This window comes from Alcanivorax profundi (genome assembly GCF_003597125.1).
Lineage (GTDB): Bacteria > Pseudomonadota > Gammaproteobacteria > Pseudomonadales > Alcanivoracaceae > Alcanivorax > Alcanivorax profundi.
This window is the reverse complement of sequence record NZ_QYYA01000002.1, coordinates 495,226-521,876: the sequence shown is the minus strand read 5'-3', so window position 1 is coordinate 521,876 and position 26,651 is coordinate 495,226. Positions and strand designations below refer to the sequence as shown.

At 58.9% G+C, this 26,651-nt stretch carries 28 protein-coding genes; 18 read left to right on the top strand and 10 right to left on the bottom strand.

Features of this window, described 5'->3' with window-relative positions; translation table 11 throughout:
• Positions 1 to 181: 181 nt before the first annotated feature.
• From rpoZ to D4A39_RS07670, 3 genes are all read right to left on the bottom strand, one after another.
• Positions 182 to 445, bottom strand: coding sequence for a DNA-directed RNA polymerase subunit omega (gene rpoZ, locus D4A39_RS07680; RefSeq protein ID WP_022985758.1), 264 nt, complete (start codon positions 443 to 445; stop codon positions 182 to 184).
• 110 nt (positions 446 to 555) lie between these two features.
• Positions 556 to 1,185: a guanylate kinase gene (gmk, locus tag D4A39_RS07675; protein WP_199699432.1), complete on the bottom strand. Its 630-nt coding sequence runs from the start codon at positions 1,183 to 1,185 to the stop codon at positions 556 to 558.
• Between the two features lie 112 nt (positions 1,186 to 1,297).
• Positions 1,298 to 2,290, bottom strand: coding sequence for an oxygenase MpaB family protein (locus D4A39_RS07670; RefSeq protein ID WP_158586922.1), 993 nt, complete (start codon positions 2,288 to 2,290; stop codon positions 1,298 to 1,300).
• Between the two features lie 190 nt (positions 2,291 to 2,480).
• On the opposite strand from D4A39_RS07670, the gene doeB reads away from it, so the two are divergent.
• From doeB to D4A39_RS07650, 4 genes are all read left to right on the top strand, one after another.
• Positions 2,481 to 3,473: a N(2)-acetyl-L-2,4-diaminobutanoate deacetylase DoeB gene (gene doeB / locus D4A39_RS07665; RefSeq protein ID WP_022985754.1), complete on the top strand. Its 993-nt coding sequence runs from the start codon at positions 2,481 to 2,483 to the stop codon at positions 3,471 to 3,473.
• Positions 3,474 to 3,516: 43 nt separating this feature from the next.
• The gene (locus tag D4A39_RS07660; RefSeq protein WP_102790477.1) at positions 3,517 to 4,377 is read left to right on the top strand and encodes an RNA polymerase sigma factor; all 861 of its coding nucleotides are present in this window, start codon (positions 3,517 to 3,519) and stop codon (positions 4,375 to 4,377) included.
• Positions 4,367 to 5,140 carry a hypothetical protein gene (locus D4A39_RS07655; RefSeq protein WP_102790478.1) on the top strand — a complete coding sequence of 258 codons (774 nt, stop codon included), beginning with the start codon at positions 4,367 to 4,369 and terminating at the stop codon, positions 5,138 to 5,140. Before D4A39_RS07660 ends, D4A39_RS07655 begins: the two co-directional genes overlap by 11 nt.
• A 116-nt stretch (positions 5,141 to 5,256) precedes the next feature.
• Positions 5,257 to 6,942, top strand: coding sequence for a vWA domain-containing protein (locus D4A39_RS07650; protein ID WP_199175724.1), 1,686 nt, complete (start codon positions 5,257 to 5,259; stop codon positions 6,940 to 6,942).
• A 49-nt stretch (positions 6,943 to 6,991) separates the two neighbouring features.
• On the opposite strand, the gene slmA is transcribed toward D4A39_RS07650, so the two are convergent.
• From slmA to D4A39_RS07620, 6 genes are all read right to left on the bottom strand, one after another.
• Entirely contained in the window at positions 6,992 to 7,576 is a 585-nt protein-coding gene (slmA, locus tag D4A39_RS07645; RefSeq protein ID WP_022985750.1) for a nucleoid occlusion factor SlmA, read from the bottom strand.
• A gap of 91 nt (positions 7,577 to 7,667) precedes the next feature.
• On the bottom strand, positions 7,668 to 8,567 hold the full coding sequence (gene argB, locus D4A39_RS07640; RefSeq protein WP_022985749.1) for an acetylglutamate kinase: 900 nt from the start codon (positions 8,565 to 8,567) through the stop codon (positions 7,668 to 7,670).
• Positions 8,568 to 8,689: 122 nt separating this feature from the next.
• Positions 8,690 to 11,089, bottom strand: coding sequence for a phosphomannomutase/phosphoglucomutase (locus D4A39_RS18200; RefSeq protein WP_022985748.1), 2,400 nt, complete (start codon positions 11,087 to 11,089; stop codon positions 8,690 to 8,692).
• A gap of 38 nt (positions 11,090 to 11,127) precedes the next feature.
• Entirely contained in the window at positions 11,128 to 11,580 is a 453-nt protein-coding gene (dut, locus tag D4A39_RS07630) for a dUTP diphosphatase (RefSeq protein ID WP_022985747.1), read from the bottom strand.
• 22 nt (positions 11,581 to 11,602) lie between these two features.
• On the bottom strand, positions 11,603 to 12,802 hold the full coding sequence (gene coaBC, locus D4A39_RS07625; RefSeq protein ID WP_022985746.1) for a bifunctional phosphopantothenoylcysteine decarboxylase/phosphopantothenate--cysteine ligase CoaBC: 1,200 nt from the start codon (positions 12,800 to 12,802) through the stop codon (positions 11,603 to 11,605).
• 132 nt (positions 12,803 to 12,934) lie between these two features.
• Positions 12,935 to 13,720 (bottom strand): type IV pili methyl-accepting chemotaxis transducer N-terminal domain-containing protein, encoded by a 786-nt coding sequence (locus D4A39_RS07620; RefSeq protein WP_119917804.1) that lies wholly within the window; start codon positions 13,718 to 13,720, stop codon positions 12,935 to 12,937.
• A 192-nt stretch (positions 13,721 to 13,912) separates the two neighbouring features.
• On the opposite strand from D4A39_RS07620, the gene radC reads away from it, so the two are divergent.
• The 14 genes from radC (at position 13,913) to D4A39_RS07550 (ending at position 25,296) form a co-directional block, all read left to right on the top strand.
• Entirely contained in the window at positions 13,913 to 14,587 is a 675-nt protein-coding gene (radC, locus tag D4A39_RS07615) for a RadC family protein (protein ID WP_119917803.1), read from the top strand.
• 238 nt (positions 14,588 to 14,825) lie between these two features.
• Positions 14,826 to 15,062: a 50S ribosomal protein L28 gene (rpmB, locus tag D4A39_RS07610; protein ID WP_022985742.1), complete on the top strand. Its 237-nt coding sequence runs from the start codon at positions 14,826 to 14,828 to the stop codon at positions 15,060 to 15,062.
• A 22-nt stretch (positions 15,063 to 15,084) separates the two neighbouring features.
• Positions 15,085 to 15,252, top strand: a complete 168-nt coding sequence (gene rpmG, locus D4A39_RS07605; protein ID WP_007151127.1) for a 50S ribosomal protein L33 — start codon at positions 15,085 to 15,087, stop codon at positions 15,250 to 15,252.
• A 393-nt stretch (positions 15,253 to 15,645) separates the two neighbouring features.
• A complete protein-coding gene (locus tag D4A39_RS07600; RefSeq protein WP_022985741.1) occupies positions 15,646 to 15,876 on the top strand; it encodes a Flp family type IVb pilin in 231 nt (76 codons plus the stop codon).
• Positions 15,877 to 15,903: 27 nt separating this feature from the next.
• Positions 15,904 to 16,353, top strand: coding sequence for a TadE/TadG family type IV pilus assembly protein (locus D4A39_RS07595; RefSeq protein WP_022985740.1), 450 nt, complete (start codon positions 15,904 to 15,906; stop codon positions 16,351 to 16,353).
• A gap of 60 nt (positions 16,354 to 16,413) precedes the next feature.
• Complete coding sequence (gene cpaB / locus D4A39_RS07590; RefSeq protein WP_119917802.1) at positions 16,414 to 17,247, top strand: Flp pilus assembly protein CpaB; 834 nt, start codon at positions 16,414 to 16,416, stop codon at positions 17,245 to 17,247.
• Positions 17,237 to 18,397 carry a type II and III secretion system protein family protein gene (locus tag D4A39_RS07585; protein WP_022985738.1) on the top strand — a complete coding sequence of 387 codons (1,161 nt, stop codon included), beginning with the start codon at positions 17,237 to 17,239 and terminating at the stop codon, positions 18,395 to 18,397. The genes cpaB and D4A39_RS07585 overlap by 11 nt, the downstream gene beginning before the upstream one ends.
• 4 nt (positions 18,398 to 18,401) lie before the next feature.
• Positions 18,402 to 19,592, top strand: a complete 1,191-nt coding sequence (locus tag D4A39_RS07580) for a CpaE/TadZ family protein (protein WP_022985737.1) — start codon at positions 18,402 to 18,404, stop codon at positions 19,590 to 19,592.
• Between the two features lie 27 nt (positions 19,593 to 19,619).
• Complete coding sequence (locus D4A39_RS07575; protein WP_022985736.1) at positions 19,620 to 20,780, top strand: TadA family conjugal transfer-associated ATPase; 1,161 nt, start codon at positions 19,620 to 19,622, stop codon at positions 20,778 to 20,780.
• Positions 20,777 to 21,697, top strand: coding sequence for a type II secretion system F family protein (locus tag D4A39_RS07570; protein WP_022985735.1), 921 nt, complete (start codon positions 20,777 to 20,779; stop codon positions 21,695 to 21,697). The genes D4A39_RS07575 and D4A39_RS07570 overlap by 4 nt, the downstream gene beginning before the upstream one ends.
• Positions 21,698 to 21,848: 151 nt before the next feature.
• Positions 21,849 to 22,565, top strand: coding sequence for a type II secretion system F family protein (locus D4A39_RS07565; protein ID WP_022985734.1), 717 nt, complete (start codon positions 21,849 to 21,851; stop codon positions 22,563 to 22,565).
• A gap of 25 nt (positions 22,566 to 22,590) precedes the next feature.
• Positions 22,591 to 23,262 (top strand): tetratricopeptide repeat protein, encoded by a 672-nt coding sequence (locus D4A39_RS07560; protein ID WP_022985733.1) that lies wholly within the window; start codon positions 22,591 to 22,593, stop codon positions 23,260 to 23,262.
• On the top strand, positions 23,259 to 23,528 hold the full coding sequence (locus D4A39_RS07555) for a hypothetical protein (RefSeq protein ID WP_102790484.1): 270 nt from the start codon (positions 23,259 to 23,261) through the stop codon (positions 23,526 to 23,528). The genes D4A39_RS07560 and D4A39_RS07555 overlap by 4 nt, the downstream gene beginning before the upstream one ends.
• A complete protein-coding gene (locus D4A39_RS07550) occupies positions 23,506 to 25,296 on the top strand; it encodes a Tad domain-containing protein (protein ID WP_102790485.1) in 1,791 nt (596 codons plus the stop codon). The genes D4A39_RS07555 and D4A39_RS07550 overlap by 23 nt, the downstream gene beginning before the upstream one ends.
• 67 nt (positions 25,297 to 25,363) lie before the next feature.
• Here D4A39_RS07550 and D4A39_RS07545 read toward each other — a convergent pair whose 3' ends face one another.
• Positions 25,364 to 26,551: a DesA family fatty acid desaturase gene (locus D4A39_RS07545; protein WP_022985730.1), complete on the bottom strand. Its 1,188-nt coding sequence runs from the start codon at positions 26,549 to 26,551 to the stop codon at positions 25,364 to 25,366.
• Positions 26,552 to 26,651 lie beyond the last annotated feature (100 nt).

The following is a 26,651-nucleotide window of genomic DNA, read 5'->3' as shown; positions in this document are numbered from 1 at the left end:
AGCAAGTAAGAAGTACCTGTTAGCTTAGATTTGAGGGCAGGTTTTGTCTATGACAAGGAGACATGCAACGGGTGATAACCCGCAGAGGGAATAACTATCAGGGAAATGCAGGCATCGGGAAGGCAGGTGCCTTCCTGTTTCCGCTCCTGCGCGGGTGCGCAGGAGGGCAAAGATGGCGCGCTTATTCGCCGAAAGACTGGGTCAGCAGTGCCAGCTCGTCCACGTCGGCGCTGCGGTCAGCCATGGGGCTGTCCACGGATTCGGCCGTGACGTGACCTTCAGCGATTTCACGCAGGGCCACTACGGTGGGCTTGTCGTTTTCCCAGGCGACGCGGGGCTCTTTGCCACCGGTCTGCAGTTGGCGGGCGCGTTTGCCTGCCACCAGCACCAGCTCGAAGCGGTTATCCAGTTGTTCCAGGCAATCTTCAACGGTTACACGGGCCATGCTGTTCTCCTACAGGCGGGTGCCACCACCGGGCAACACCAACTCAAATTCGCAAGGCGGGGATTTTAATGGCGAAAGCTTGATCAGTCCAGTCTGGCGCGCCCGCAGCCTTAGTGGCGACGATCGCGGAGCAGGTCTTCCAGGGTGCTGGCCAGCCGCGCTTGCTGACGGGGAGTGTCCAGACGGCGAGCCTCGACGATGGCTCCCAGCTCGTAGAGGGCCCGTTGAAAGTCATCGTTGACGATCAGGTAATCGAACTCGGCGAAGTGGCTCATTTCGTCCTGAGCACCGTCCAGACGGTGCTGGATTACCGCATCATCGTCGGTCTCCCGACCACGCAGGCGTTGGGCAAGGATGTCCAGAGAGGGGGGCAGAATGAAGATGCTGACGGCATCGGGCAGCTGTTTGCGGATCTGGGTGGCCCCCTGCCAGTCGATTTCCAGGATCACATCTTCGCCGCCGTTAAGGGTCTGCTTTACCCAATCGGCGCTGGTGCCGTACAGGTTGCCGAACACTTCGGCGTGTTCCAGAAAGCGCCCTTGTTCGACCTGGCGGACAAAGCTGTCGCGGTCAGTGAAGTGGTAGTTGACCCCGTCTTCCTCGCCCGGCCGCATGGTGCGAGTGGTATGAGACACCGAAATGCGCAGCCGTGGCACCTTCTCCACCAGGGCGGCGACAAGGCTGGTCTTGCCGGCGCCAGAGGGGGCGGAAACGATATAGAGCGTGCCTTTGTCGGCCATGATGACGGTGTCCTGTGATCCCGGTAAAAGGCGCATTATAGGGGGAAGGTTGCGGCCCGTCATACCCGCTGCGCCCGAGGTTCTGTTCCTCCGGCGCAGCGCGCTGGTGGGGTTACGACACCAGCAATGGGCGCCCGTAGACGATTTTGTTGGTCAGTCGCGTGATCAGATCCGCTTTTTTGCCCTGGATGCGGCGGCGCGCTTCGATCTGTGAGGGAATCCAGCGCAGGTGTACCGGCACACACTTCATGGCCGTTCGGATCAGGCGCACATCCATGTCGAACTTTTTCTGCACCTCGGGGGTGACCTCGGGCATGCCGAAAGGCCTGCGCAGGGAGTCTGGCAGCAGTACGGCAGTATGAATGCGATGGCGGTTGAGGAACGGCATTAGCCAGGGGCGCATGCTGAACAGGTAGTCCACCAATTCGCGGCCCACCGTACCTACCGCCAGCAGATCGGACGTCACCACCTCGTTGAACCAGGCCACATAGGCATCCCAGTTCTCCGGCATGGCCTGTTCGGGAATGCCGAACAGGAAGGCAAACAGTTTTGATTCCTCGTAATACTGTTCCCGCTCGGCCTGGCTGAGCGCGCCATAGAACATTTCGTGGACCCGCAGGGCGACGATCCACAGGGTGGCGTGCACCCACAACAGCGCTTCTACCTGGTTGGCGAAGTACTGGCTTTGTTTCTGGGTACGCCCGGTGGACTCGGAGATCTGGCCGGTGATTTTTGCATGGATGTTGTGTACCCGTACGGCCGAGTCCAGCACCTGGTCCAGATTGCCGAAGACCATGGAGTGCACATTCAGAAAGGTGCGTTGCAGTCGGCCCATGGGGTCTGTCTGGGTCTGGAAATGCTGATCAATGGCCTGGGAGACCCAGGGATGGGCCAGCTGCAACAGGTTGGCGGCGCCAGCCCCAAACATCACAGAGATATTGCCGTGAATCTTCCAGGCCATGGAGTCGGGTCCGTAGAGGCCGATGTCCGGGTCCAGCACTCGCTGGGTCATGATTTCCAGCTGTTGGTGTAACGCCTCTTTGGTCACGGCCTGGCTAAGGGCGGGATTGCGCGGTTGGATGGGCTTGTTGGGCTGGGGCTGCATAGGGTGTCCTCCATTGATTCGCCTCAGGCTAATCAAGCAGAACTTGCCAGTTTTGATGCAGATCAACTTTTCTGTCTCAAGGCGGCTGGCGGATACAGATTTCGTCATCGTGATGACAGCCAAACCCGGTGAAAGTAAACATGGAAAGGCGCAATATGGCGACACTGTCCAGTAACGGGTGTCCTTCTGCATGAGCAACAGTCCCCTCAGCGCCACTGTGGAATTCCAGCGTGATGGCATTCAGCACGGCTTTCTGAAACTGCCCTATTCCCATGATGGCTCGGCCTGGGGGCATGTGATGACGCCCATCACGGTAGTGCGCAATGGCGATGGGCCAACCGCACTGTTGACCGGGGGCAATCACGGTGATGAATACGAGGGCATTACCGCGCTGATCAAGTTGGCCAATCGTCTGCGGCCGGAGCAGATTCGTGGCCGGGTGATCATTCTTCCCATGCTCAATCATCCGGCGGTGGTCAATGGTAGCCGCACCTCGCCGCTGGATGGCGGTAACCTGAATCGCTGTTTTCCCGGCAATCCCGCCGGGACGCTGACAGAAAAACTGGCGGATTACCTGACCCGTTATCTGGTGCCGCTGGCGGATGTGGTGCTGGATATCCATTCCGGGGGCCGCACCCTGGATCTGCTGCCTTTCGCGGCGACCCATCGCATGGACGACAAGGCCTTTGAGGCGCGCTGTTTGGCGGGGGCCACGGCCTTCGGTGCGCCCTTCACCCTGTTCATGGCCGAACTGGAAGGGGAGGTGCTGTTCGACAGTGTGGTGGAAGCCCAGGGCAAGGTGTTTATCAGTACCGAACTGCGTGGCGGCGGCACCACCACGCCGGAGACGGTCGCGTTGGCGGAGCAGGGGGTGGACAACGTGCTGCGCTTTGCCGGGATCCTGCCTGGCGAGCCCGTGGAGGCCGTCTCGCAAGCGCTGGAAATTCCGGATGGCGACGCCTACCGGGTCAGCGAGCATGCGGGCATTCTTGAATTCACCGTGACGCTGGGCCAGTGGCTGCAGCAGGGAGAGGTGATTGCCCGGGTGTATTCGCTGGAGCGGACCGGCCAACCCCCGGTGGAGTATCGCGCTCCCTATGACGCCATGCTGCTGGGGCGTCGGCATCCTGCCCGGGTAAATATTGGCGATACCTTTGCGGTGCTGGCGGTGCCGCGGGTTTAATGGAGCCCGACGTGACTGATCGCAACGTGATTCCTTTCTCTTGATGACTTCAGCAAACAGGTCCGACATCCCGGTGGACTGGTCTTCCGTGATTCTGGACCCGGCATTTCTTGCCGGGCTCGACCGTATGGCGGCAAAGCGGTTTGTCCAGCCGGCACTGGCGGAAGAGGCCGCTGCGGCCATGCTGGACGCGCTTAGCGAAGCGGATTGGCAGCGTTTACGTGCTTTTGGTGGAAAAAGCGCACCGGCCACGTATGCCTATGCGGTCGCTGGCCGAGCCATGGAAGATTTTGCCCGTCGCCGTTTTGGGCGGCCCCGGCCCCCGCAATGGCTGCAGGAGAAGGGGCAGGCCTGGGTTCGGTTATGGCGGATGCTGTGTCTGGAGCGTCAGTGGCCGGAAACCCTTATGCAGGTGTTGGGTAAAGAGTTTGTCGACGGACTGGTACGTGAGGCGATTGCGGTGATCAAGCAGCGTATTCCGCGCTGTGGTGAACCGGGATTCTCGGAATGTTGTGTGACAGAGCTGGGGCTGGAGCAGTTGCCTGACGATGCCGGAGACAGCGTGGATCAGGCACTGGCCCGCACGCAACATCAGCACGCGTTGGCCGTGCTGGGTCGCTTGCTGAATCCTGCTGATGCAACCGTGGGGTCGGGTCCGTCTGATGAAGAAGACGTGCTGAACGAGCTGATCAGGCGTTTGGCTTTGACGGCAGACGATCGTTTGTTGCTGTCGCTCAGTTACGAAGACGGCCTCTCCAGTCGCAAGATTGCCACGCTGCTGGGAACCAGTGCGGCAACGGTGCAGCGCCGTCTGGCGGGCTTGCACCATCAACTTGAGCAGGCCCTGCGTGTGATGGGGCTGGCCGACACTACCGCTGCCGGGGAGGTGAACCTTGAATCCTGAAACAGAAAAAAGCCTGTTCAGGGCATTGCGGTATCAGGATCAGCCGTCCCTGCTGTCGAGGCCGGAGTTTGAGGGCTTTGCCACCACGGATGAGATTCTCGCCGCTCATGCCGACGGCCGGCTGACGTCGGCGCAGCAGGAGTGGCTGACGGTTGCGTTGGCCAACAGCAATATACTTCGGCAGCAGTGGGTGGCCTTGCTGGAGTCCCGGGAGACGGTGGCGGCACGACAGGGTGTCTGGCGGCGTTTCGCCATGGCCGGGGCGGCGGCCAGTGTGCTGCTGGCGGGTGTGTTGGTGTTTGTGAATGACCCGCCCCAGGAGTTCTCTCCGCCGGCGTCGCCCATGGCAGAATCCCACCCAGCCCCACAGGCAAGGGCGCAGGTGGACGCCCCGATGCACAAGCAATCGTCTGCCGATCAGTCGTTCGCGTTCGAAGACAGGGCTGAGCCGCCACAACGCCCGGCGGCGGCTCTGGCGATGCCCGTTCCGGATTGGAATGGGTTCATGGCCGTGTATGCCGGTGATCAGGCGCATCTTTCTGATAGCCCGGAGGGGCGTTTCCAGGCATTGGCGCTATCGCTTCGGCACTTGCAGCAAGAGGACTGTTCTGTGGCGGCGGCGGAGACGTTTCTGCAACGGCTTACACTGTCCCGCCAGGATTATCCCGCCCCATTATCGCCGCTGGAGCCGGGCTTGACCGCAGACGCATGTGCTCTGGGGGAACAGCTGATACAGATGGCACGGCAGGCCGTGGGGCAATAGCAATCGCAGGGTAACGTCTTGTTGTCGCAGGTTCCTTCGAAAACGGGTCACAGTTCCTGAAGCAATTGTCCAGGCTGTCCGTCTCATTAAGGAAACCGACCTTGATGGAGATCGACATGAGCCTTACCCGTCCCATTGCAACGCTGCAACGTTACCGTTCCCTGATGCCCTCTGGTCCACTGGCTGTGGGCTTGTGTACGGGGGTCCTGACGCTGTTGAGCGCGGGTTGCCAAAACGGCGGCCAGGAAACGCTGGCGGACAGTCAGACGGGCCAACCGGCCCAACGAGAGCAGCTGCTGGTGGATGCCATGGCCTCACCGGCGCGGATGCAGCCGCAGGCCAAAATGATGGCGATGCCGGCGCCGCAGCCCCTGCCGCAGCCGTCCCGTGACCGCTTTGAGGCGGTTGAAGAAAACACCGTCAAGCAGGCTTCTGTTGATCCGGTGTCGACGTTTTCCATTGATGTGGATACCGCGTCCTACAGCTTCTCCCGGCGGATGATCAACGAGGGGCGGCTGCCGACTCCGGACGCAGTGCGCCTGGAGGAGTGGGTCAACTATTTCGATTATGACTACACCGCCCCGGCCAGCCCGGATACACCGTTCAGCACCGGGGTGACAGTGGTGGAATCACCCTGGACTGCAGGCAACAAGCTGGTGCATATCGGCATCAAGGGTTATCAGGTGGACGCCTCCAGCCGTCCCCGCGCCAATCTGGTTTTCCTGCTTGATGTCTCCGGCAGCATGGGCGCGCCGGACAAGCTGCCACTGCTACAGCAATCGTTATCGATGATGGTCAAGGACATGCACCCCGAGGATAGCGTGGCCATTGTGGTGTATGCCGGGGCCTCCGGGGTGGTACTGCCGCCCACGGCCGTGAAAGACCGTACGGCGATTACCCAGGCCCTGAGCCGCTTGCAGGTGGGCGGCTCTACCGCTGGAGGGGAGGGTATCCAGCTGGCGTATCAGCTGGCAGAACAACACTTTGATGAGAAGGCCATCAATCGAGTGATTCTTGCCACCGATGGTGATTTCAATGTTGGCGTTACAGACCCGCGGTCACTGGAGGCGCTGGTCAGTCGCCAGCGCGAGAAGGGCATTTACCTGTCTGTCCTGGGGTTTGGCCAGGGCAACTATAACGATCATTTGATGCAGACCCTGGCCCAGAACGGCAACGGGGTGGCGGCCTATATCGATAACCTCAACGAAGCGCGCAAGGTGCTGGTAACAGAATCAACCTCGTCGCTGTTCACCATTGCTGAAGACGTGAAAATTCAGGTGGAGTTCAACCCGGCCACCGTGCAGGAGTACCGTTTGCTGGGTTACGAAACCCGCGCGCTGGAGCGTGAAGATTTCAATAACGACAGCGTGGACGCCGGGGAGATCGGTGCTGGCCATACCGTCACGGCGCTTTACGAAATTACCCCGGCAGACAAGACGCCGTTAATCGACCCCCCGCGTTATGGTGCCAGGGAGAATGCGGCGACCGCAGGGGCGCAGAGCAACGAGTATGCGTTCATCAAGTTGCGTTATAAGCGGCCGGGGGAATCCCGTTCCCGACTGCTACAGACCCCGGTAGCCATGAGCCAGCCGGCCCTTTCTGCAGAGGCTCGCCAGGAGGTGGAATTTGCTGTGGCGGTGGCGGGCGCTGCCCAGATCATCAAGGGCAGCAAGTTCAGCGGCAACTGGACCCTGGAGGAGGCGATTGCATTGGCACAGAACAATCGCGGCGAAGATCCGTATGGTTATCGGAGTGAGTTTGTGCAGTTGCTGCGTCAGGCGCAGGTCAGCCGGGACATCTGAGGGCCGGTGTGCCCCGTGATGAATTTCGCCCGGCAAGGCCGGGCGGCGTTCAGCGGAACAGGGTGGGGGCCAGTAGCTCCCATTGAGCGGGCCAGTCCTGGCTGGGTTTCTGCTTGAAACCGGAACGTACAAACTGGGCAATGCGGCCTTCCACTACGGCCAGCAGCAAGTTGGCGGTGATCGTGGGGGTGGCCTGGGTGCGTAGCCCTTCCTTGAATTCCGCGTCGCGCAATACCTGTTTGAGCTGGGTCTCCACGCGGTCGTAGAACTGCTGGATACGTTGGTGCAGGCGCTCGTTTTCACCGGTAAGGGCATCACCGGTGAGCAGTCGGGTAATGCCCGGGTTGCGCTCGGTGAAGGCCAGCATCAGTGCGAGAATCTGCTCCACCTGACTGGCGGCGCTGCCGTCTTCGGTGATGCGATTGATCCGCGAGAAAATCGCTTCTTCAATAAAACTGATCAGCCCTTCGAACATTTTCGCCTTGCTGGGAAAATGCCGGTAGAGGGCCGCCTCGGAGACACCCACTTCGCGGGCCAGCCCGGCGGTGGTAATCCGCCCTCCGGGTTCGGCTTCCAGCATGTGGGCGAGCGACTGCAGGATCTGCTCTTTGCGAGACGGTTTCTTGTCTGTCATGAATCGTCGTTCCCCAGTGATTGTTCTGTTGTAGCGATGCATCTGATGGCAAGGTGCCTTCCCCCTGGCACCTTGCTCGGGTTGTTTGTGCTCAGTCCTTGCTGATCAGGGTGCCGATGCCTTTGTCGGTCAGGATCTCCAGCAGCACGGCGTGGGAGACGCGGCCATCAATGATGTGCGAGGTATGCACACCGTTCTGGACTGCTTCCAGGGCGCAGCCGATTTTCGGCAGCATGCCGCCGTGAATGGTGCCGTCCTTGATCAGGTCGTTCACCCGGTCCGCATTGAGACCGGTGAGGACCTTGCCTTGCTTGTCTTTGAGACCGGCCACGTTAGTCAGCAGGATCAGCTTTTCCGCGCGAAGGACTTCGGCCACCTTGCCGGCCACCAGGTCGGCGTTGATGTTGTAGCTGACGCCGTCATTATCGACCCCGATGGGGGCAATCACCGGGATGAAATCACTGCCGGAGAGCAGGTCGATAACGCGGGTGTCGATGCCCTGCACTTCGCCCACATGACCGATGTCGATGATCTCGGAGGTCTTCAGGGCCGGGTCGTTTTCGTCCTGGGCCTTGAGCAGCATCTTGCGCGCCTTGATCAGTCGGCCGTCCTTGCCCGTCAGGCCGATGGCCTGACCGCCGTTGTGCTGAATCAGGTTGACGATGTCCTTGTTGACCAGCCCGCCGAGGACCATCTGTACCACGTCCATGGTCTCTCGGTCGGTCACCCGCATGCCCTGAATGAATTTGGATTCCTTGCCCAGGCGCTCCAGCAGGCTGCCGATCTGTGGGCCACCGCCATGGACGATCACCGGGTTGATGCCCACCTGTTTCATCATCACCACATCACGGGCAAAGCTGTTCTTCAGCTCGTCGTTTTCCATGGCGTTACCGCCATATTTGATGACCACGGTGGTGCCGGTAAAACGCTGAATATAAGGCAGCGCTTCAATCAGAATCCGGGCGGTATCGTGCGCACTGTTGGCGTCCATCATGTCTCCTGAACGTGGGCGGTGAATTCCGGGCAGGGAGGCAATGGCCTGTGCCATTGCCTCCCTGCGAAGCGGGATTATACGGGAAAAACCGCAGTTTCGCGTTGCCCGGAACGGTGCCTCTAGAACGGCACGTCCAGGCTGTCGTCAACGGCTTTCAGGTGGTTGCGGAACTGGGTCTTGACCCGTTGCAGGGCTTCCTCGTCGCGACCTTCAAAGCGGGCGACCAGTGAGGCGGTGGTGTTGGAGGCCCGCACCAGGCCCCAGCCATCCGGGAAGTCCACACGTAGTCCGTCAATGGTCGTGGGGCGGCCGCCGGCAAATTGCTCGGCGCGGGCGCTAAGTGCATCCACCAGCTGGAACTTCTTGTCTTCCGCTACCTCAATGTAGAGAGCGGGCGTGGTAATGCCGGTCTTCAGGCCGGCAAACACCTGGCTGGCCGGATCATCGAGTAGCGACAGGATTTCCAGCAGGCGGCAGCCGGCATACATGCCGTCATCGCAGCCAAACCAGCGATCCGCAAAAAAGATGTGACCACTGATTTCGCCAGCCAGAGGGGCGCCGGTTTCTTTCATCTTGGCCTTGATCAGGGAGTGCCCGGTTTTATACATCATCGGACGGCCGCCGCTCTTGCGGATGATAGCCGGAAGGGCGCGGCTGCATTTCACGTCGAACAGGATGTCGGCGCCGGGGGTGCGGCCGAGCAAATCGCGGGCGAACAACATCAGCAGGCGGTCAGGCCAGATAATTTCGCCCCGATTGGTGACCACGGCAACCCGGTCGCCATCGCCATCGAAGGCCAGGCCGAGATCCAGCTGTTCCTGTTGAACCATGCGCACCAGGTCTTGCAGGTTGTCCGGGTTGCCCGGGTCCGGGGCGTGGTTGGGGAAGTTGCCGTCGATATCGGTGTATAACGGTGTGACTTCGCAGCCCAGCTGGGTGAACAGGCGCGGCGCCAGCTCGCCGGTGGCGCCATTACCGCAATCGATAGCGATCTTCAGCGGGCGGGCCAGCACGATGTCGTTGACCACGTCGTTCAGGTAGCGGTCGGTAATGTCGCGTTGCTCTTCTCTGCCGCGGCCTTCGGAGAAGTCCCGGGACTTGATGCGTTCCTTGAGCGACTGAATACGATCACCAAACAGGGTCTCGCCATTGATGACGATCTTCATGCCGTTGTGGGACGGAGGGTTGTGACTGCCGGTGACCATGACGCCGGTCTGGGTTTCCAGCACCTCGGTGGCGTAATAGAGCACCGGGCTGGGTACCAGTCCCAGGTCGATGACGTCACGACCGGCTTCCAGCAACCCCTTGATCAGTGAGCGGGTCAGCTCCGGGCTGGACAGGCGACCATCGCGGGCTACCAGTACGGTTTGCTGGCCGGCATCGCTGGCTTCGGTGCCGATAGCCCGGCCTAGCAGGTAGGCAGCCTGGGCGGTAAGGGACACGCCAGCCACGCCGCGAATGTCGTAAGCACGGAAGATATCATCCGGCAGGGACTCGGTTTGTTGCTCATCGGTCAGCAGGATGCCGTCATCCATTTCTTCGGCGATTTCCATGGGGGCGGCTTCCGGCGTTTTGCGGGCTTTGCGCACTCCGCCTCGCTCCCGTAATTTCTCAACGGTCTTGGCGTGGGCGGTGTTAACAGTCTGGAAAATATCGAAGTGAAAGTGGTTGCGGGCGGTGACGCCGGGCTGTCGTGCCAGCTCGTCGCTGTAGCGGATCAGCTCGGCGGCATCCTGGCGCAGGGCGCGTGCCAGCAAGCGGTTCACGACCAGAGTGACCAGTAGCAGCAAGACAACCGAAAGCCCGATGGCCGCTGTCGCCAGTACCACGAGTTGGCTGTCGGCACGGGGCAGGACGACAGTGGCCTTGACGGGGCCCGCAGAGGCCGTGCTTTTTGCTCCATTGGCGCTCTGTCCGTTGGCAAAAATACCGGCATTGCCAAACTTGATTTCCAGTTTGGCGCCATCGGGGAGGGCTGCATTGACCAGCGTTGACAAGGACGCAAGGGAGCGGGTCAGGAGCAGGGTGCCATTCTGGTTTTTGGTGGCGCGCGCAATCACCAGTTCAGGGGGCTTTCCGGCAATCACAACCGGTTTGGGTTGTTGGCCCAGTCGGACTTCTTTCAATAATTCCTGGGCCGTGTAACTGAACTGGCTGGTGTCCGCGCCACGGCGGGGCACCAGGATCAGGGTTGAGTCGGGTTGCCATAAATGGGGGGAGGCATTGAACTGTGTCAGGGTGTTGTTGGCGAGAGCATTTTCCACTTCGGGGCGATCGGCCAGCAGGTCGAGTTGGGTGCTGGCCTCGTGAATCAGACCCCGTACCTGATTGGCTATGGCGGAAGCCAGTGCCTTGGCCTGGCTTTGTTCAAGCGCGACCTTTTCATGGTTGCTCTGGTAGACAAACAGGCCGCCAATACTCAATACAATAGCCGCGATGCCAGTGACCATTAATGGCAGGATTTGCTTCATGGCGCTGACCGTCATGGGCTTGTCGCCGTTGTTCTTGTTCTTTCCCATTATCCCCTCCAGAAACCCGTCTCTTAAGGACGTTATTATTAATGGCGGCCGCTGTGACCAAAGCCCCCGCTTCCCCTTTCGCTGGCGCTGAAGTTGTCGACCTGTTCGAGTTCTACCTGCATGACCGGGACAATCACCAATTGGGCAATGCGCTCGCCGGCTTCGATGGTGAAGGGCTGCTGGCCGCGATTCCAGCAGGATACCATCAGCTCTCCCTGGTAATCGGAGTCGATCAGCCCCACCAGATTGCCGAGCACAATGCCGTGTTTGTGGCCCAGCCCGGAGCGGGGCAGGATCATGCCGGCGAAGCCGGGATCGCTAATATGGATAGACATGCCTGTGGGTAGTAACTGGGTGTCACCGGGAGCAAGGGTGAGGGGTTCCTTGACCATGGCGCGCAGATCCAGTCCCGCAGAGCCATCGGTCGCGTAGTGGGGCAAAGGGATGCTGTCGCCAAGGCGGGGGTCCAGAACCCGGTACTGCAGTTTCATCGGTGTGTCCTTGTGGTTGGATTCAGTCTTTATACCGGATCGCAATCAGTTCAATAAGCTGTTTGGCGATTTGTGTCTTGGATGCCAGTGGCAGCACCTTGTGGCCGCCAGGCCAAATCACGGTGAGGGCATTGTTGTCGCTGTTGAATCCCACGTTACTGCCCGAGACGTCGTTGGTGGCAATCATGTCCAGTTTCTTGTTGACCAGCTTGCCCTGGGCATAGGCCATGACATCCTGGGTCTCGGCGGCAAAACCGACAGTGAAGGGCCGCTTGTTGTGTTCAGCTACAGAGGCAACGATGTCGGGGTTTTTCACCAGTGTCAGATGGATTTCTTCGGTGGACTTCTTGATCTTGTGATCGGCTGTCACGGTGGGGCGATAGTCGGCTACGGCAGCGGTGGCGATAAAGACGTCACAGCCTGTTTCGACTACCTCCATACAGGTCTCGTACATATCCACTGCGCGCACCACATCAATCCGATCCACCCGGTTGGGCGTGGGCAGATTCACCGGTCCGGCAATCAGGGTGACGCGAGCGCCAGCTTCGGCGGCGGCCTCTGCCAGCGCAAAGCCCATTTTCCCGGAGCTCTTGTTGGTGATGTAGCGCACCGGGTCGATGGCTTCCCGGGTGGGGCCGGCGGTGATGACCACATGTTTGCCGGTGAGCAGGGAGTAATCGAACACTTCGGCGGCCTGCTGGATGATCTCCAGGGGTTCCAGCATGCGCCCTGCGCCCACATCGCCGCAGGCCTGGCTTCCGGAACCGGGGCCGAAAACATGAATGCCTTTCTCTTGCAGGATAAGCAGGTTCTTCTGGGTGCTGGTGTCCGCCCACATTTGCTGGTTCATGGCCGGCGCGATGGCAATGGGGGCGCCCGTTGCCAGACACAGGGTGGAGAGCAAATCGTTGCCGTGCCCATGGGCCAGGCGCGCCATGAAATTGGCAGATGCTGGAGCAATTAACACCAGGTCGGCCCAGCGAGCCAGTTCAATGTGGCCCATGGCGGCCTCGGCAGCCGGGTCCAGCAGGGTGGTATGAACCGGGTGGCCGGATAGCGCCTGCATGGTCAATGGGGTAATGAACTCGCAGGCGCCCTGGGTCATCACGACCCGGACCTGAGCTCCCGCGTCCTGAAGGCGGCGGACCAGATCGGCGGCCTTATAGGCGGCGATGCCACCGGTGACTCCCAGGAGGATGCGCTTGTTGACCAGACGTTGCATGCAAAAACCCTTAATGGCTGACGGCAATCATGGCAAATCTCTCCTGCCACGGAGCCCGCGAACGGCGAATAATTCAGGCGCATAGGGTAGCACTAAGGGGAGTGCTAAGGGACTCCCCGCCAATCCAGTACCTTAATGCACGTTCTGCTGCATGAGATTCTGGTACTGGAAGGTAATGGCATCCATGCGCGAGAGGATGGAATCGGTGGTCACGGCGATTATCGTGGGGACGTAGCGGCCACTGTCTTCCAGCTGGAAGCCGGTGCGTGAGAAGTCCCATTGATTGCGTACCCGTTGCAGGGCGTCACGTAGCTCGTCGGTGTTGCTGGGATAGCTTTCCAGTTCGTTGAGGGAGCGGTCGAACAGGGTGATGGCATCATCCAGTTCCTGCTTCAGGCTGTCGGAGCGGACCCGCCAGGCGCGTGCCACGTACACCTTGGCGATCTTCTGCGAGAGCATGCGCTGGCGGCCGGAGAGGTTAACGAGCCGGGCACTGTCGATCCCGGAGTGGGCTTCGATGGCTTTGACCACGTCATCACAGGCTTTCAGAAGCGCCAGGTTGTCCTCCATCAGCAGGGAGGCGCCGGTCTTGCTGGGGGCGCTGATGATGCGTAGCCGGTGCGGAAACCACAGGGCCTCTACGGTATCCAGTTTGCTGTCGATGGCAGCCGTGGGGCTGTAGTCGCGTAGCATCAGCAGCTGTTCTTCAAACAGAGCGACGGCTTCGTCCAGTTGCCGCTGGGCTTTATCGGTCTGGATTTCTGCGCCAATCAGCAAGTGGTTCTTCATCATTCGCTGGGTGAGCATGCGCTGGCGCCCTGAAATGTTGACGGCTTCGGCATCATTGATAGCCATGACCGGAGTCGGGATAAGCAGGGGCAGGAGCAGGGCAACAAGCGGAAGGAGCAGGCGTTTCATGGTCGTATCTCATGCTGTTGTTGTTTGTGCGGGCGTTGACGACAGGGGTGGAGCAAGGACTGGGCCAGTGGTGTGTTGCTATGAAAATCAATGAGTTGGTGGCTGGCAGCGATAAAGCGGGCCTTTTTGGCGCGCCATTGCCGCCCACTGCTGGTGCATAAAGGGGCGTTTTGATCACTTCAGGGGAGCGTAATGGCGATTACTGACTGGCCCGTGGATGAGCGGCCCAGGGAAAAGCTGCTAAGCCGTGGGGCCGAATCACTCAGTGATGCAGAGCTGCTGGCGATCTTCTTGCGCACTGGTCTGCGAGGTGTCACGGCAGTGGACCTGGCCCGCCAGCAGCTGGCTGCTGGCGGGGGGTTGCGGGCGATGTTGGACAGCAGCCCGGAGGTGATGGCGCGGCTGCCGGGGATGGGGGTGGCCCGCCGTGCATTGTTGCTGGCGGCGCTGGAGCTGGGGCGGCGCTATCTGGCGGAACCGCTGGAGCGTGGCATGCCCCTGGATAATCCGGACAAGGCCGGGCAATTACTGACGGCCCGCCTGCGCGGTTTGCCCTATGAGGTGTTTGCCTGCCTGTTTCTGGACAACAAGCATCGGCTGATTGCTTTCGAAAAGCTGTTTCAGGGCACCATTGATGCGGCGGCGGTGTATCCCCGTGAAGTGGTACGGCGTGCGATGGAGCTCAACGCCGCGGCGGTGATCCTGTCCCATAATCACCCTTCCGGGGTTGCCGAACCGAGCCAGGCGGACCACGCGATTACCCGGCGACTGGTGGAGGCTCTGGGGCTGGTGGATATCCGTGTGCTGGACCACCTGGTGATCGGTGACGGAGGCTGGGTCTCGTTGGCCTCCCGTGGGGCGCTTTAACCAGGGGCTGAGTGGCGGAAATGGCTCGTTGCGCTCACCCCTTCGGCTGATCTGCGTTTGGGTTTTCGGCGAAGGTCGATCTCCGCGGGGTTTGTGGCAGCCATCGTAACCCATTGAATGTTGGTGAATCCGGGCGTGGATCCAAGATAGCGCTTGAATCCTGACCAGCGTACTGGTATAAAACGCGCCTTTTCCGGGGCTCTACCGTCCCCCGCAAGAAGATTTACGGAGCAAGACAATGTCCAAAGTTTGCCAGGTGACCGGTAAGCGCCCTGTAACGGGCAACAACATTTCGCATTCGCACATCAAAACCAAGCGTCGTTTTGAGCCGAATCTGCATCATCACCGTTTCTGGGTTGAGTCCGAGAAGCGTTTCGTTCGCCTGCGCGTCAGCTCCAAGGGTATGCGCATTATCGACAAGAAAGGCATCGATTCCGTTCTGGCGGAAATCCGTGCCCGCGGCGAACGCGTTTAAGACTGAATTAAGGAGTTAACCCATGGCTGGTCCGATTCGCGAAAAGATTCGTCTGGTGTCCTCTGCGGGCACTGGCCATTTCTACACCACCACCAAGAACAAGCGTCTCCATCCCGAAAAGATGGAAACCAAGAAGTACGATCCGGTTGTGCGCAAGCACGTTGCCTACAAGGAAGCCAAGATCAAGTAATTTGATCGATAGGGTTCCACCTGGCAATACGGACGGAAAAACCCGGGCAGCGCCCGGGTTTTTTTATGGGCGACATTTGTCTGTTTCGCCAGGATTGTTGTTGCCGTCAGGGTGGGCGTCGACGGTTTGCGGGCAGGAGTGACGTCTTGATGCAAATTGAGACATGTGTCACATTTTGAAAGTGATACCGCTTGTCGCCAAGATGACTCCAATTAGCGCCGGATCGCACGTGCCCCTTGAGATTGCGGCCGCCAAGGCGTGTTATTGATTCAGCTACATAAAGCCAACGGACTGTTGCTTGTAGCTTTCACAAGACGCGAATAGCATTTCAGTATTGGATTCATATTTGCGCATATGAAGCGCATAACATAGGGAAATGAAGGGAGAGTACCCATGAGCAGTATCAAGCAGTTCTACCACGCCGTTTTGATGCGGTTGTATGGTGGGGTTTCCGGCACGGCACGGCACCAGCGTGGAGCCAGTGCACTGGAATATATCGTGCTGGCAGCCGCCCTGATCACCATCATTGGCGTACTGGCAACCAACACCACGGTACAGGACGCCCTGAATAGCGCATTTTCCGACCTGTTTTCCGATGCCTCAAATGGCGGCGGCGGGACCTGATCCCGGTATCTTGAAGGGCATCTTCACGTGAAAGGTCGTTACCCTGAATCCGGCGCGGTTGCGCTCGAATTCCTTATGCTGTTTCCGTTCGTGGTAGCCATGCTCTACGGTTCGGCGGTATACGGCCTGACCTTTTTCGCACAGTATCGTATGCAGAGCGCGGTGGATGGCGCGGTCGAGACCGCGCTCTACCTCGACCGCTCCCGGTTTTCAGACAATCTGGGTAGCGCAGTGACGACACGCGCAAACACAGCATTGGCTGCGTTGGTGGCGCAGTTGCCACCGAGCCTCCGTGATCTGGATACCAGTGCCGCTTGTGCACTGGAAACGGTGGGGGGGGTGGAAATGTTGCATTGCCGGTTGGTGTATCCGAATTATCAAACCAACCCGGTCGTGCCCGCATTGGATTTTGGCATGCTGGGGGAGTTTCCGCCGCTGCCTGCGCAGCTGGATGTGGACGCCAGGGCGGCTTTCTGAGTAAAGCCCTGAGCGGTCTGGCATAACAAACAGAACAGACAGGGATGTTCCGGAGCGAACATGGGTTCTAGATTGTTGTACATGTTGCCCGCGCTGGTGGTTGCGCTGGTGGCTCTGATTCTCGCCCTCGCCGGGCTAAACCGCGACCCTGCTCCCTCTCTGGGGGTAGATCAGCAACGTGAGCGTGAAACTCAGCCCCAGGCGCCTGCCTATCGATATTGGGTCGTGACCGAAAGCCTGAACGTAGGCGACACCCTGGAGGAAGAATCGCTTGCGGTGGTGTCTTCCCCTGCCCCTATCGCCAATGTGCTGAATGCCGATGAAAAGGTTGTCGGCAAGGCCCTTCGCCAGTTTGCCCGCCCGGGTGAGCTGCTATCTCGCAATCATCTTGAACCGGGGGGGACGCTGCCGGGCAACGTGCCTGCCGGGTTCCGTGCGGTAGCCGTGGCCGTTGATGATGTGGTGATGGCCGGTGGGCTGCTGCAGCCGGGCGATCTCGTGGATGTGGTTGTGGCGTTCCGCAAGGGCATGGAGCGCGATAACCCGGCCGCGATGGTGCTGCTCAACCATGTTCAGGTACTGGCGGTGAAAGGCGCGATGGCGGTAGCAGATACCGAGGCGGCCAGCGAGGCTCAGCGCCGCAATCACACTGTGGTACTCGCTGTGCCTGGGGAAAAGGTGCCGGCATTGTTGCTGGCAGCAGAAGAGGGTGTGCTGCGTCTGGCGGTGGTGGCCAGTGAAGACAAAGCCGTGGCCGACACGTCCAGGGCGGGCAAGCCGGTTTACTTCCGGGATCTGTTCCCGGCGGGCACGAAGTCGGCTCCCAAGGCTGCCCCGGGGCAACGGGTAGAAGTTTACGAAGGATCGGATTCAAGGAGCACCTATGTACGTTAAAGCATGGAGTCGGGCGCTGGTGCTGCTGCTGGCGGGTTGTGTCAGTGTGGTGAGCTGGGCGGAGGGTTTCAGTGGCTCCATGCGGGTGGCCCCGGGAGACCAGAAAGTCCTGTCGTTCCCCGCGGCAGTGGCAAAAGTAGCTACATCTGATCCGGCGGTGGCCGCGTTAACGGTGACGGGCAGCCAGGAGTTATTGCTGACCGCCAAGGAAGAAGGTTCTGCTGTGCTGTCGATTTGGCTTCGTGGCGAAAGCAAGCCATTGCGCAGCACGGTTGTAGTGGCGACAACGCTGGGGTCGTCGTTGCCTTTCGGTACTCAGGTGCAAACTGATATCCGTGTGCTGGAAGTCAGTCGCTCTGAGTTGAACCAGATGGGTATCAGCTATAGCAATGTGTGGGATGGCGGGGCATCCGGTGCCGGGATTGCGGTACCGGGGGGCGGGTTCCAAACGCCCGGGGTGGCACCGGTGCCGATCAATTCAGAAGGCTTCAATCTGTTCAAGTTTGGTTCCAACTCAGTGGTGGCGATCAATGCGCTGGAAGCCGGCGGTTTTGCCTACACTCTGGCGGAGCCCTCACTCACCAGTCTGTCGGGCCAGAGCGCCAGTTTTCTCTCAGGCGGGGAGTTTCCGGTGCCAACGCGCAGTACCACAGACGGGGTGCAGATTGAGTTCAAGGAGTTCGGGATTGGCCTGAGCCTGACCCCCACGGTGATTGACGAATCGCAAATTATTCTTAAGGTCGCGCCGGAAGTGTCCGAGCTGGATTTTTCCGCCGGGGTGGAAACAGGCGGGGTCGCAGTGCCCGGGCTGCGGGTGCGGCGTGCCGAAACTACCGTTTCGCTGGCGCCCGGTGAAACCTTCATCATTAGTGGTTTGGTTAGCCGCAACACCATCAACAATAGCGACCGCCTGCCAGGCATTGGCAACATCCCGTTGCTGGGCGCCTTCTTCCGCTCCTCTCGCATTGAGAAGAATGACAAGGAGTTGGTGATGGTGGTAACGCCGCACCTGGTAACACCGCAGAACAGCACTGAGCCGCCGGTGACCTTGCCGGGAGCGGGCTATCACAACAGCAGCATGGGGTGGCTGGACATGGCCACAGAAAGTCGCCGCGGGTCGCAACCGATCCGTCATGGTCTGAGCTGGTGATGCCATGAGTGACCACGATATTGTTCTGTCCGTGGTGGATGACAACGGCCTGGAAACCTGGCTGGAGCGGGTGGTAGAAGAGCCGTTTCGTCTTGAGCAGGTGAGCCGGACAGACCTGACGCGTGTCTTGCGGTTATTGGAAGCGACCACGGCCCATGTGGTGATGGTGGAGATTTCCGAAGCCGATATGGACCAGTCGCTGGCCATCATTACCGCCCTGACCAGCGCCCGCCCCTGGGTGACGGTCATCACGGTATGCGGTCGTGCCAATCAGGACCTGCTGTTGCAGGCCATGCGCGCGGGTGCCCGGGATTGCTTTGTCGCAGGAAGCGATGCCTCTGATATCCGTGAGCGTTTGCGGCGACACCAGTTGCTGCGGGTTGGGCATTATGATGATCAGGTGCGTGCCACTCACAGCAACCTTGTGCTGGTCGCGTCTGCCAGCGATACCGTAGACACCCGTTTTCTGGCGCAAAATGTGGCGCTGGGTCTGAACCAGTTGTTTCCGGACCAGCGCTGTCTGGCCATCGACACGCAACCCAGTGGGCGCAGCATTTTTTATCTGGATATCCATAACGAGTACACCCTGGAGAACCTGCTCGCCAGTCCGGAGACCCTGGATGAAACCCTGATTGGTACTGCGTTGGAAGAGTATCGTCCGGGACTGCGACTGTTGGCTGGTGGCTTGCGCCGCGATGAGCTGGAAGGTGACCGCAGTGCGGATCTTTTCATCGCACTGAATCACCTGATGCAAATGTTTGATCGCATTGTCATCAACGTGGGTACCTTGCAAAGCCGCCATTGGGTGCGCGCGCTGGGCATTCATGCGCGTCACCTTTTGATTGCCATGCATCCACTGGTAGATCAGGCCCATGTGGTGCGCAGCCTGGGAAGCGAGTGGCGAGCGCACCTGGGCAAAGAAAGCCGTGTCAGTCTTGTCGTTGATGGCATTGATACACACGTGCCTCCATCGCTGGATGAGTTGGCCGAGACTGCAGGCATGCCGGTGCTGGCGGGGTTGCCTATGGATTGGCGTCACCGGTTGCTGGCGATGAATACCGGGTTGCCGGTACAGGAACAGGCGCCGCGTTGTCACTATGCGCGTTCGCTGCAGACGCTGGTGGGCAAATTGGAGCTAAGCCAGGATGAAGTGGTTGAACAGTCCTGGTGGCAGCGATTGCGGGGCAAGCGTTAACAGCGCGAGAGACGACAGGAGTCGGATGTGGCTGGGCGGATAGACGCAGAATACCAACAACTCAAGGACCGTACCCACCGCTGGGTTGTGGAGCGTCTGGACGAAGATGGTGTTGAGGTTAACGAAGCCAATAACGATGTGCTGGTTGAGTTTGTACGCAATGCGGTGGGGCAGCATATTGCCCTGAATCGGGTGCCGCTCTCGACTCAGGATCTCAACCAGCTGTCGCGAGACACTCTGGATGAAGTGATCGGCTTTGGCCCACTGGAACCATTGCTGGCTGATCCCAAAATCAACGATATTCTGGTGAACGGTCCTGATAGTGTGTTTATTGAGGTGGCCGGAGTTCTTCAAAAAGCGCCAGTAAGGTTTATCAACGATGATCATGTGATTCGAGTCATTCGCCGCATGCTTGCTCCCCTGGGGCGGCGTCTGGATGAGTCCAGTCCGATGGTGGATGCCCGGCTACCTGATGGTTCCCGGGTCAATGCCATCATTCCGCCGCTGGCTCTTGATGGCCCGAGTATCAGTATTCGCAAATTTACCCGAAATCATCTTAGTGCTGATGCTTTGATCGAGAGTGGTTCGCTGACACAAGCTTGCCTGGACACCTTGATCAAAGCGGTAGAGTCACGTCGAAATATCATTGTCAGTGGTGGTACCGGTACCGGTAAAACCACCATGTTGAATCTGATCAGCCAGCATATCCCCCGGGAAGAACGGATCCTGACGATTGAGGATTCGGCAGAACTGGTGCTGCACCATCCCCATGTGGTGCGACTGGAGACCCGGCCAGCCAACACCGAGGGCAAGGGCCGCATCAGTGCCCGTGAGTTGGTAGTAAATGCCTTACGGATGCGCCCGGACCGGATTATCCTGGGCGAGGTGCGCTCCAGCGAAATCATTGAGCTGTTACAGGCCATGAACACCGGTCACGAAGGCTCCATGAGTACGATCCATTCAAACAGTACCCGCGATGCGTTGGTGCGAATAGAAACCTTGCTGGCGGTGAGTGGCTATGACGCCAGTGAGCAGGCCATTTCGCGACTGATTGGTTCGGCACTGGATGTCATTATCCAGTTGCAGCGCTTGCCCGATGGCCGGCGTCGGGTCAGTGAGGTAGTCGCTCTCACTCCCACCGAGCAGGACCCCTATCATCTGGATTACCTGTATCGGAGCGACCCATGAGTGCGGTGCAGCTGCTTGGTATGGCACAGACGCTTGGCATTATTGCTGTGCTGACGGTGTTGGTGCAGTTGCTGTGGTTCCGACGCAGGCATACCCATCTTTTGAAAAACCGGGTTCGTCAGCGTCTGGAGCAGCGTTCGGAGTTGGTATCCGAAGTGGTACCCGGTCGGGTCGCTGTTGGGCCTTTGGAAAGAATTTTGCTGCGTGCCGATATTCGGCTTGGGCGTGGCCAACTCGGTCTCTTGGGTGTGCTGGTTTTTTTTGTCCTTGTAACAGTGGTTGTCAGTTCCGGCTGGATTCCCGCTGTTGCGGTTTTCGCGTTGATGCTCGCCAGTGCATGGCTTTATTGGCGCTACCGTTTTCAGCAGCAACGTCGCATGATTTTTGAATCGTTGCCCGGAATTATGGATTCGGTGTTGCGTTACATGGACGCAGGACGATCTCTGGAGGCATCTTTGCAAGAAGCTTTCCAGGATGCTCCCCCAGTGTTCACGCCGCTAACGTTCCGTTTGCGAAGCGCCATTGAATCGGGGCGTGACTTCACAAGGCTGTTTGATGATTTTGCTCGTCTCTATCAAGTCGCTTCTCTAGTGCTCGTTTCGATCGCGTTGCGCACTTCTGCCCGGTTTGGCTCATCCGTACGCCCTGTTCTGCAGCAGGTTGCCAACTCACTCCGTTCCCAACAGGAATTACGACGGGAGTTTCTTGCATCAACCGCGGAGACCCGGTTTACCGCGGGTGCCTTCACGCTTTTGCCTCTTGGTATGGCGGTCTACATGATGCTGATCAATGAGAAATATGCAGAAGTGCTACTGAATACGTCTACCGGGCATAACATGCTCATTGTCGCCGGCGTGCTTCAAACTCTGGGTGTAATAGTGATCTGGCGGATGGTGCAGGGGGTGGGTCGTGAATGATGTCTTGCCAGCCCTTGCCTTGCTGCTATCGGTCGTTGCGTTGTGGTTGTTGTTTAAAGGGCGCCACTGGGAGCTTCAAAGTCGCGTTAACCAGCGCTTGCAGGAACAGAGTAATACAGGGACACGGTCCGGGACCGAAGCGCGAAGAGGTATGCGCAGGCTCAGTGATCTGCTTGCCCAGTCATCGATTACCGCCAGTGATTACCAAGAGATTCGCATGGCGCTGGTCGGGATGGGAAAAACCCGTGAACAGATTCCGCTGATCTATCTGGTGGCCTGCTGGTTACTGCCAGTACTGGTTTCGCTGGTGAGTTTTCTGGTGTTTGGCATGGTGGGTGGCGTCATTGGATCCGCGTTGGCTTTTGTTGTGCCTCGCCGACTAATTCGCAGCATGGGTGAGCAGTCTGAGCTACGGCAAAACCTGGAAGCGGTTGAGCTGTGCCACATGACGCGCATGCTGATGGAAGCTGGCCTCTCCCTTGAGCGGGTGATGCGCATTGTTGGCGTTCAGGGACGTCCTTTGCTACCGGTGTTGATTCATCGCATCGATAGATTCAATCGTTTGATGCAGTCTGGCGCGGAACGCAGCCAGGCCCTGGATGAACTTGGTCAAAACAAGCGTATTCCGGTGCTGCGCAGCTATGTGGTGCTGATGAAACAGAGTAGCCAGCTTGGCGCCGGTGTCTCTGTGAGCCTGGACCAGATTATTGTAGAAGCTCAGAGCGTGGAGCGTAATCGTATCCGCGAGGAAACCAATCGCATTGGCGCGAAAATGACGGTTGTGATGATGGCGTTCATGTTGCCGGCGCTATTTATTTTAATTGGCGGGCCTGCGGTAATGTCTATCGCAGATGCCCTGACACGATAGGGATCAAATGGGTAGGGAGTCGATGATGCGAATCTGGGTGTACGCAGCGGTGGTGATGCTGGCGGGATGTGCTCATCAGCAGCCCGAACAGTCAGCGTCGGAGACGCTGGATCTGAATAACATCGTTTGCAAAAGTGCCCTGCAGCCAGAGCAGAAAGTGGATCTGGAAATGGTCGACACCCTGATGGCCAAGGGCCGCAATCACGCTGCTCTTGCACGGCTTGAAGGCAAGCCGATGAATGCACTGGACCATTGGCTGCGCTATGGGCAGTTGTTGGCGGCATCAGGCAAGCTGGATGAGTCCGAAGCCGTATTTCGTGCCATGGTAAACCGCTGTGGAGATGGGCGTAGTGAGCATGGTCTTGGGATGGTGCTGCTGAAACGCAATCAGGTGGTTGCGTCGTTGGGGCATCTTGAAAAAGCCAGAAATCTGGCGCCGGCTGCCGCTCAGGTCAGAAACGACTATGGTTATGCCCTGTTACTGGTGGGGCGCTATGAGGATGCGGCCTTTGAGTTGCGCACCGCATTGGAGTTAGCCAACGGTCAGGGACCGGTACGTCAGAATGTGGCGGTGGCATACCTTTTGACCGACAATGAAAAAGGCCTGCAAACGCTGAAATCCGAATATGGGTTTACGGCGGATGAAATGGCCTATGCCGAGAAACTGCGTGAGCAGTTCGGGAGGGTATTGAAATGAAGCGTTGGTTGTTATGCCTGTGTCTTCCTGCCAGTGTGATGGCTGCGGAGCCTCAGCAACAATACAGCTTTGGTGTATCTGATCAGGTGGTCAGCAACCCACCAAAGACCGTGACCGACTGGTTGCTGGATCAACAGCGGGACTCCCGCCAGGTGGAAGAAAGCGAGCTGCCGGCACCCCTTTATGTCGATAGCCAGCGTCGTCTGGCGGACTCCTTCCGTACGGCAATTCCGGAAAGCTTCGGTGAACAGACCCGGGACGACTAAATTTCAGCGCGGTGCGATCAGTGTGGTCACGCCGCTACTGTTGCTACTTATCGTCACCCTTTCGGTGTTGGCGCTGGATGGCGCTCGTCTCTATGCCCTGCGCAGTGACATGCAGGCTCTGGTCAATGTTGCGGCCCAGGCGGGCGCCTCAGCGACCCAGAGCTGCGGAGGGTTGACGCCTTCTGTCGCCACTGTGAGGCAACGGGCTCTGACCGCAGCTCGGGCCCAGGGTTTCACGGGTGAGGATGCTGACTTGTTAGTTCAGGTTGGCGTGCTAGAGGATGCGGATGATGACGGCGTTCTTGCGTTCGATGCGGTTAACTTTATAGAAGAAAGTAACGCTGTTCTGGTGTCTCTCACGCGAAGCGAGCCGATTTCCTTGCTGTTGCCGCAGTCGACGTTCGGTTCTCTGGACTTGACGGTGAATGCGGCGGCCAGAAAGGAAGTTGTTGCAACGATTAGCGCAGCCGGTGGGCTGGCGAGTGTAGGCGGGGATGGCACGTTACTGGGGGGGCTGCTGGGTGCCGTGTTGGGGCAGCCCGGGTTCGCATTGGATCCTACCAGTTTGAGCAGCCTTGAAAACGCTACCGTTCGACTCGGAGATTTGCTAACCGATCTCGGGGTTAATCAGGTTGTAGATTTGTTGCCTCTGGATGCGGATCAGCTAGCCTCTGCGTTGGGGGATGTTGCGGGTTTGGCCGGGCCGGTTGCTGACCTTCTTGATGATATTGCTGCCGCACCGGGTATCGAAACCATACAGATCGGCGATGTGATAGACGTTGTCGAAAATGCGTCCGTACCGGATGACAGTGAGTTTCCGATATACGATCTGGTAATCAGTCTGGTGTTGAATATCGCCGAGCAGCAACAGGCAGGATCAGATGGTGTGATCGCCTTGCCCGTGAATATCAGCAGCCTTTCCATTCCGCTGGTGGCCAACATTGAGGCTGTGGATTTATCCCTTCATGTAGGTGAGCCCCCTACAGTGAAAATCGGCCCTGCCCGGCAAGACAAGGATGGAAACTGGCGGACACGATTTTATGCCCCCGATATTACCTTGCAGTTGACCGCAGAAGCGGAACTTCTGCCAATCAGCCTGGGCCCTCTATTGGAGTTTTCTCTTGCTGAACTGGATGTGCCGCTGGCGGTGAATGCAGGCGGCGGCGGAGGCGCCTTGGTGGCTGCGGATTGTGCCAGTGGGTCAGGCAACAGTGTTGAGTTTACGGTCGAGGTTGAACGGGAGGTAGCCCGTATTGTCACTGGCTCCCTGGACTCTGACGGTAGTCTGATCGCGGCTCCTCTCGATGCCAATGTGGGGCGTTTACGTTTATTGGGGCTGCCAGCGCTTAATGGCATTCTGCACCTCAATGCCGAAGTGGACGGAACCGTACCGGGGGTCACGGAGACCGTTACGATGGATCCCCGGTATAACCTCTATTGTGATCCTGTGGACGGTTGTGACGAGATTGGCTACAGCGATGAAGGGGACGGTGTCTCAGGGCTTGATCTGGATATTGTGATTAATGAAGCGTCACTGCTGGAAACCAGCCTGGGCAGTTTGAACCTGAATCTGCTGCTTAACCCGATTGTGGATCTGGTAGAAGGGTTACTGGAAACGGTGGTGGAGAGCCTCGGTGAGGCGTTGATTAACCCCTTGCTGAGGACTCTGGGGGTTGGATTGGGCAGTATTTCGGTGAATGTGTCAGCTGCCAGCCAGGATTCTGTCCAGCTGATAGAAAATATCGCGGTGGTGGGTGCAGAGGAATAGTGGTTGAATCTGCTTTCGAGACTCACGAAAAATAAAAAAACGGCCGCTGAAAGCGGCCGTTTTGATATCAGGCGGTGGCGTGCCGGTAACGGGTCAGCTGGTCGGCAAAGTCCTGCAAGGCAGCGATGCCGGATTCGCGGGCATCGTGATACCACTGCTCCAGCGCTTCCACCATTTCGGTGGAGTTACGGCTGGTCTGGGACCAGATGTCCTGCAGACGCAGACGGAACTGGTAGATCGCGTGCAGGGTCTCGTTGCTGTCGGTGAGGCTGGCCAGTCGTTGCTGCTGAGTCGGTTTGATCAGGGATACATCACGGTGCAACAGCGCATGGGCGCGAGCGTAGAGTCCACGTGTGGCTTCACAGGCACGCTCGCGCTCCTGTTTGAAAACCGGTGCAATCACAGACTTGCGGTAGTTGGCCATCACCTGAAAACGGTGTTGCATCACCCCGCGCAGGGCGTCCAGGTCGATACTTTTGGCGTCACGGTCGATGACCGGCTTGGGCGCCACCTTTTTCACTTTGGCCAGCTTCAGTATTTCAAACAGGCGAATCCAGGCCCAGCCCGCATCGAACTCGAAGCGGCGAACGGACAGCTTGGCCGAGTTCGGGTAGGTGTGGTGGTTGTTGTGCAGCTCTTCACCGCCAATCAGGATGCCCCACGGAGAAATGTTGCGGCTGGCGTCGGCGCATTCGAAATTGCGGTAACCCCAGAAGTGGCCAATGCCATTGATGACGCCGGCCGCGAATACCGGGATCCACATCATCTGTACGGCCCAAACGGTGATGCCGGACACGCCGAACAGGGCCAGGTCGATCACTGCCATCAGGGCAATGCCGCCCATGGGAAAGCGGGAGTAGACGTTGCGCTCCAGCCAGTCGTCCGGGCAGCCAGCGCCGTATTTGGCCAGGGTTTCCTGGTTTTCGGCTTCTTCGCGGTACAGTTCGGCACCTTCACGCAGTACCTTCTTGATGCCTTTCACCTGCGGGCTGTGCGGGTCGTCTTCGGTCTCGCACTTGGCGTGGTGTTTGCGGTGGATCGCGGTCCACTCGAGGGTATTCTGGCCGGTGCTCAGCCACAGCCACAGGCGAAAGAAGTGCTTCAGGGCCGGGTGCAGGTCCAGGGCACGGTGGGCGGAGTAGCGGTGCAGGTAGACCGTGACGCTGACAATGGTCACGTGGGTCATGGCGAGGGTCACCAGGACCAGCTCTCCGAGGCTCAGGCCCAGCAGGCCGTTTTGAATGAAATCAAGCATGGGGTCGCACAATAAAGAATCGGAGTGGCTATTGTGCCCAGTCGCCATGACGGGAAGAAGACGCAGGATGGGTCAAATTCGGACTTTCTGGCCAATGGTT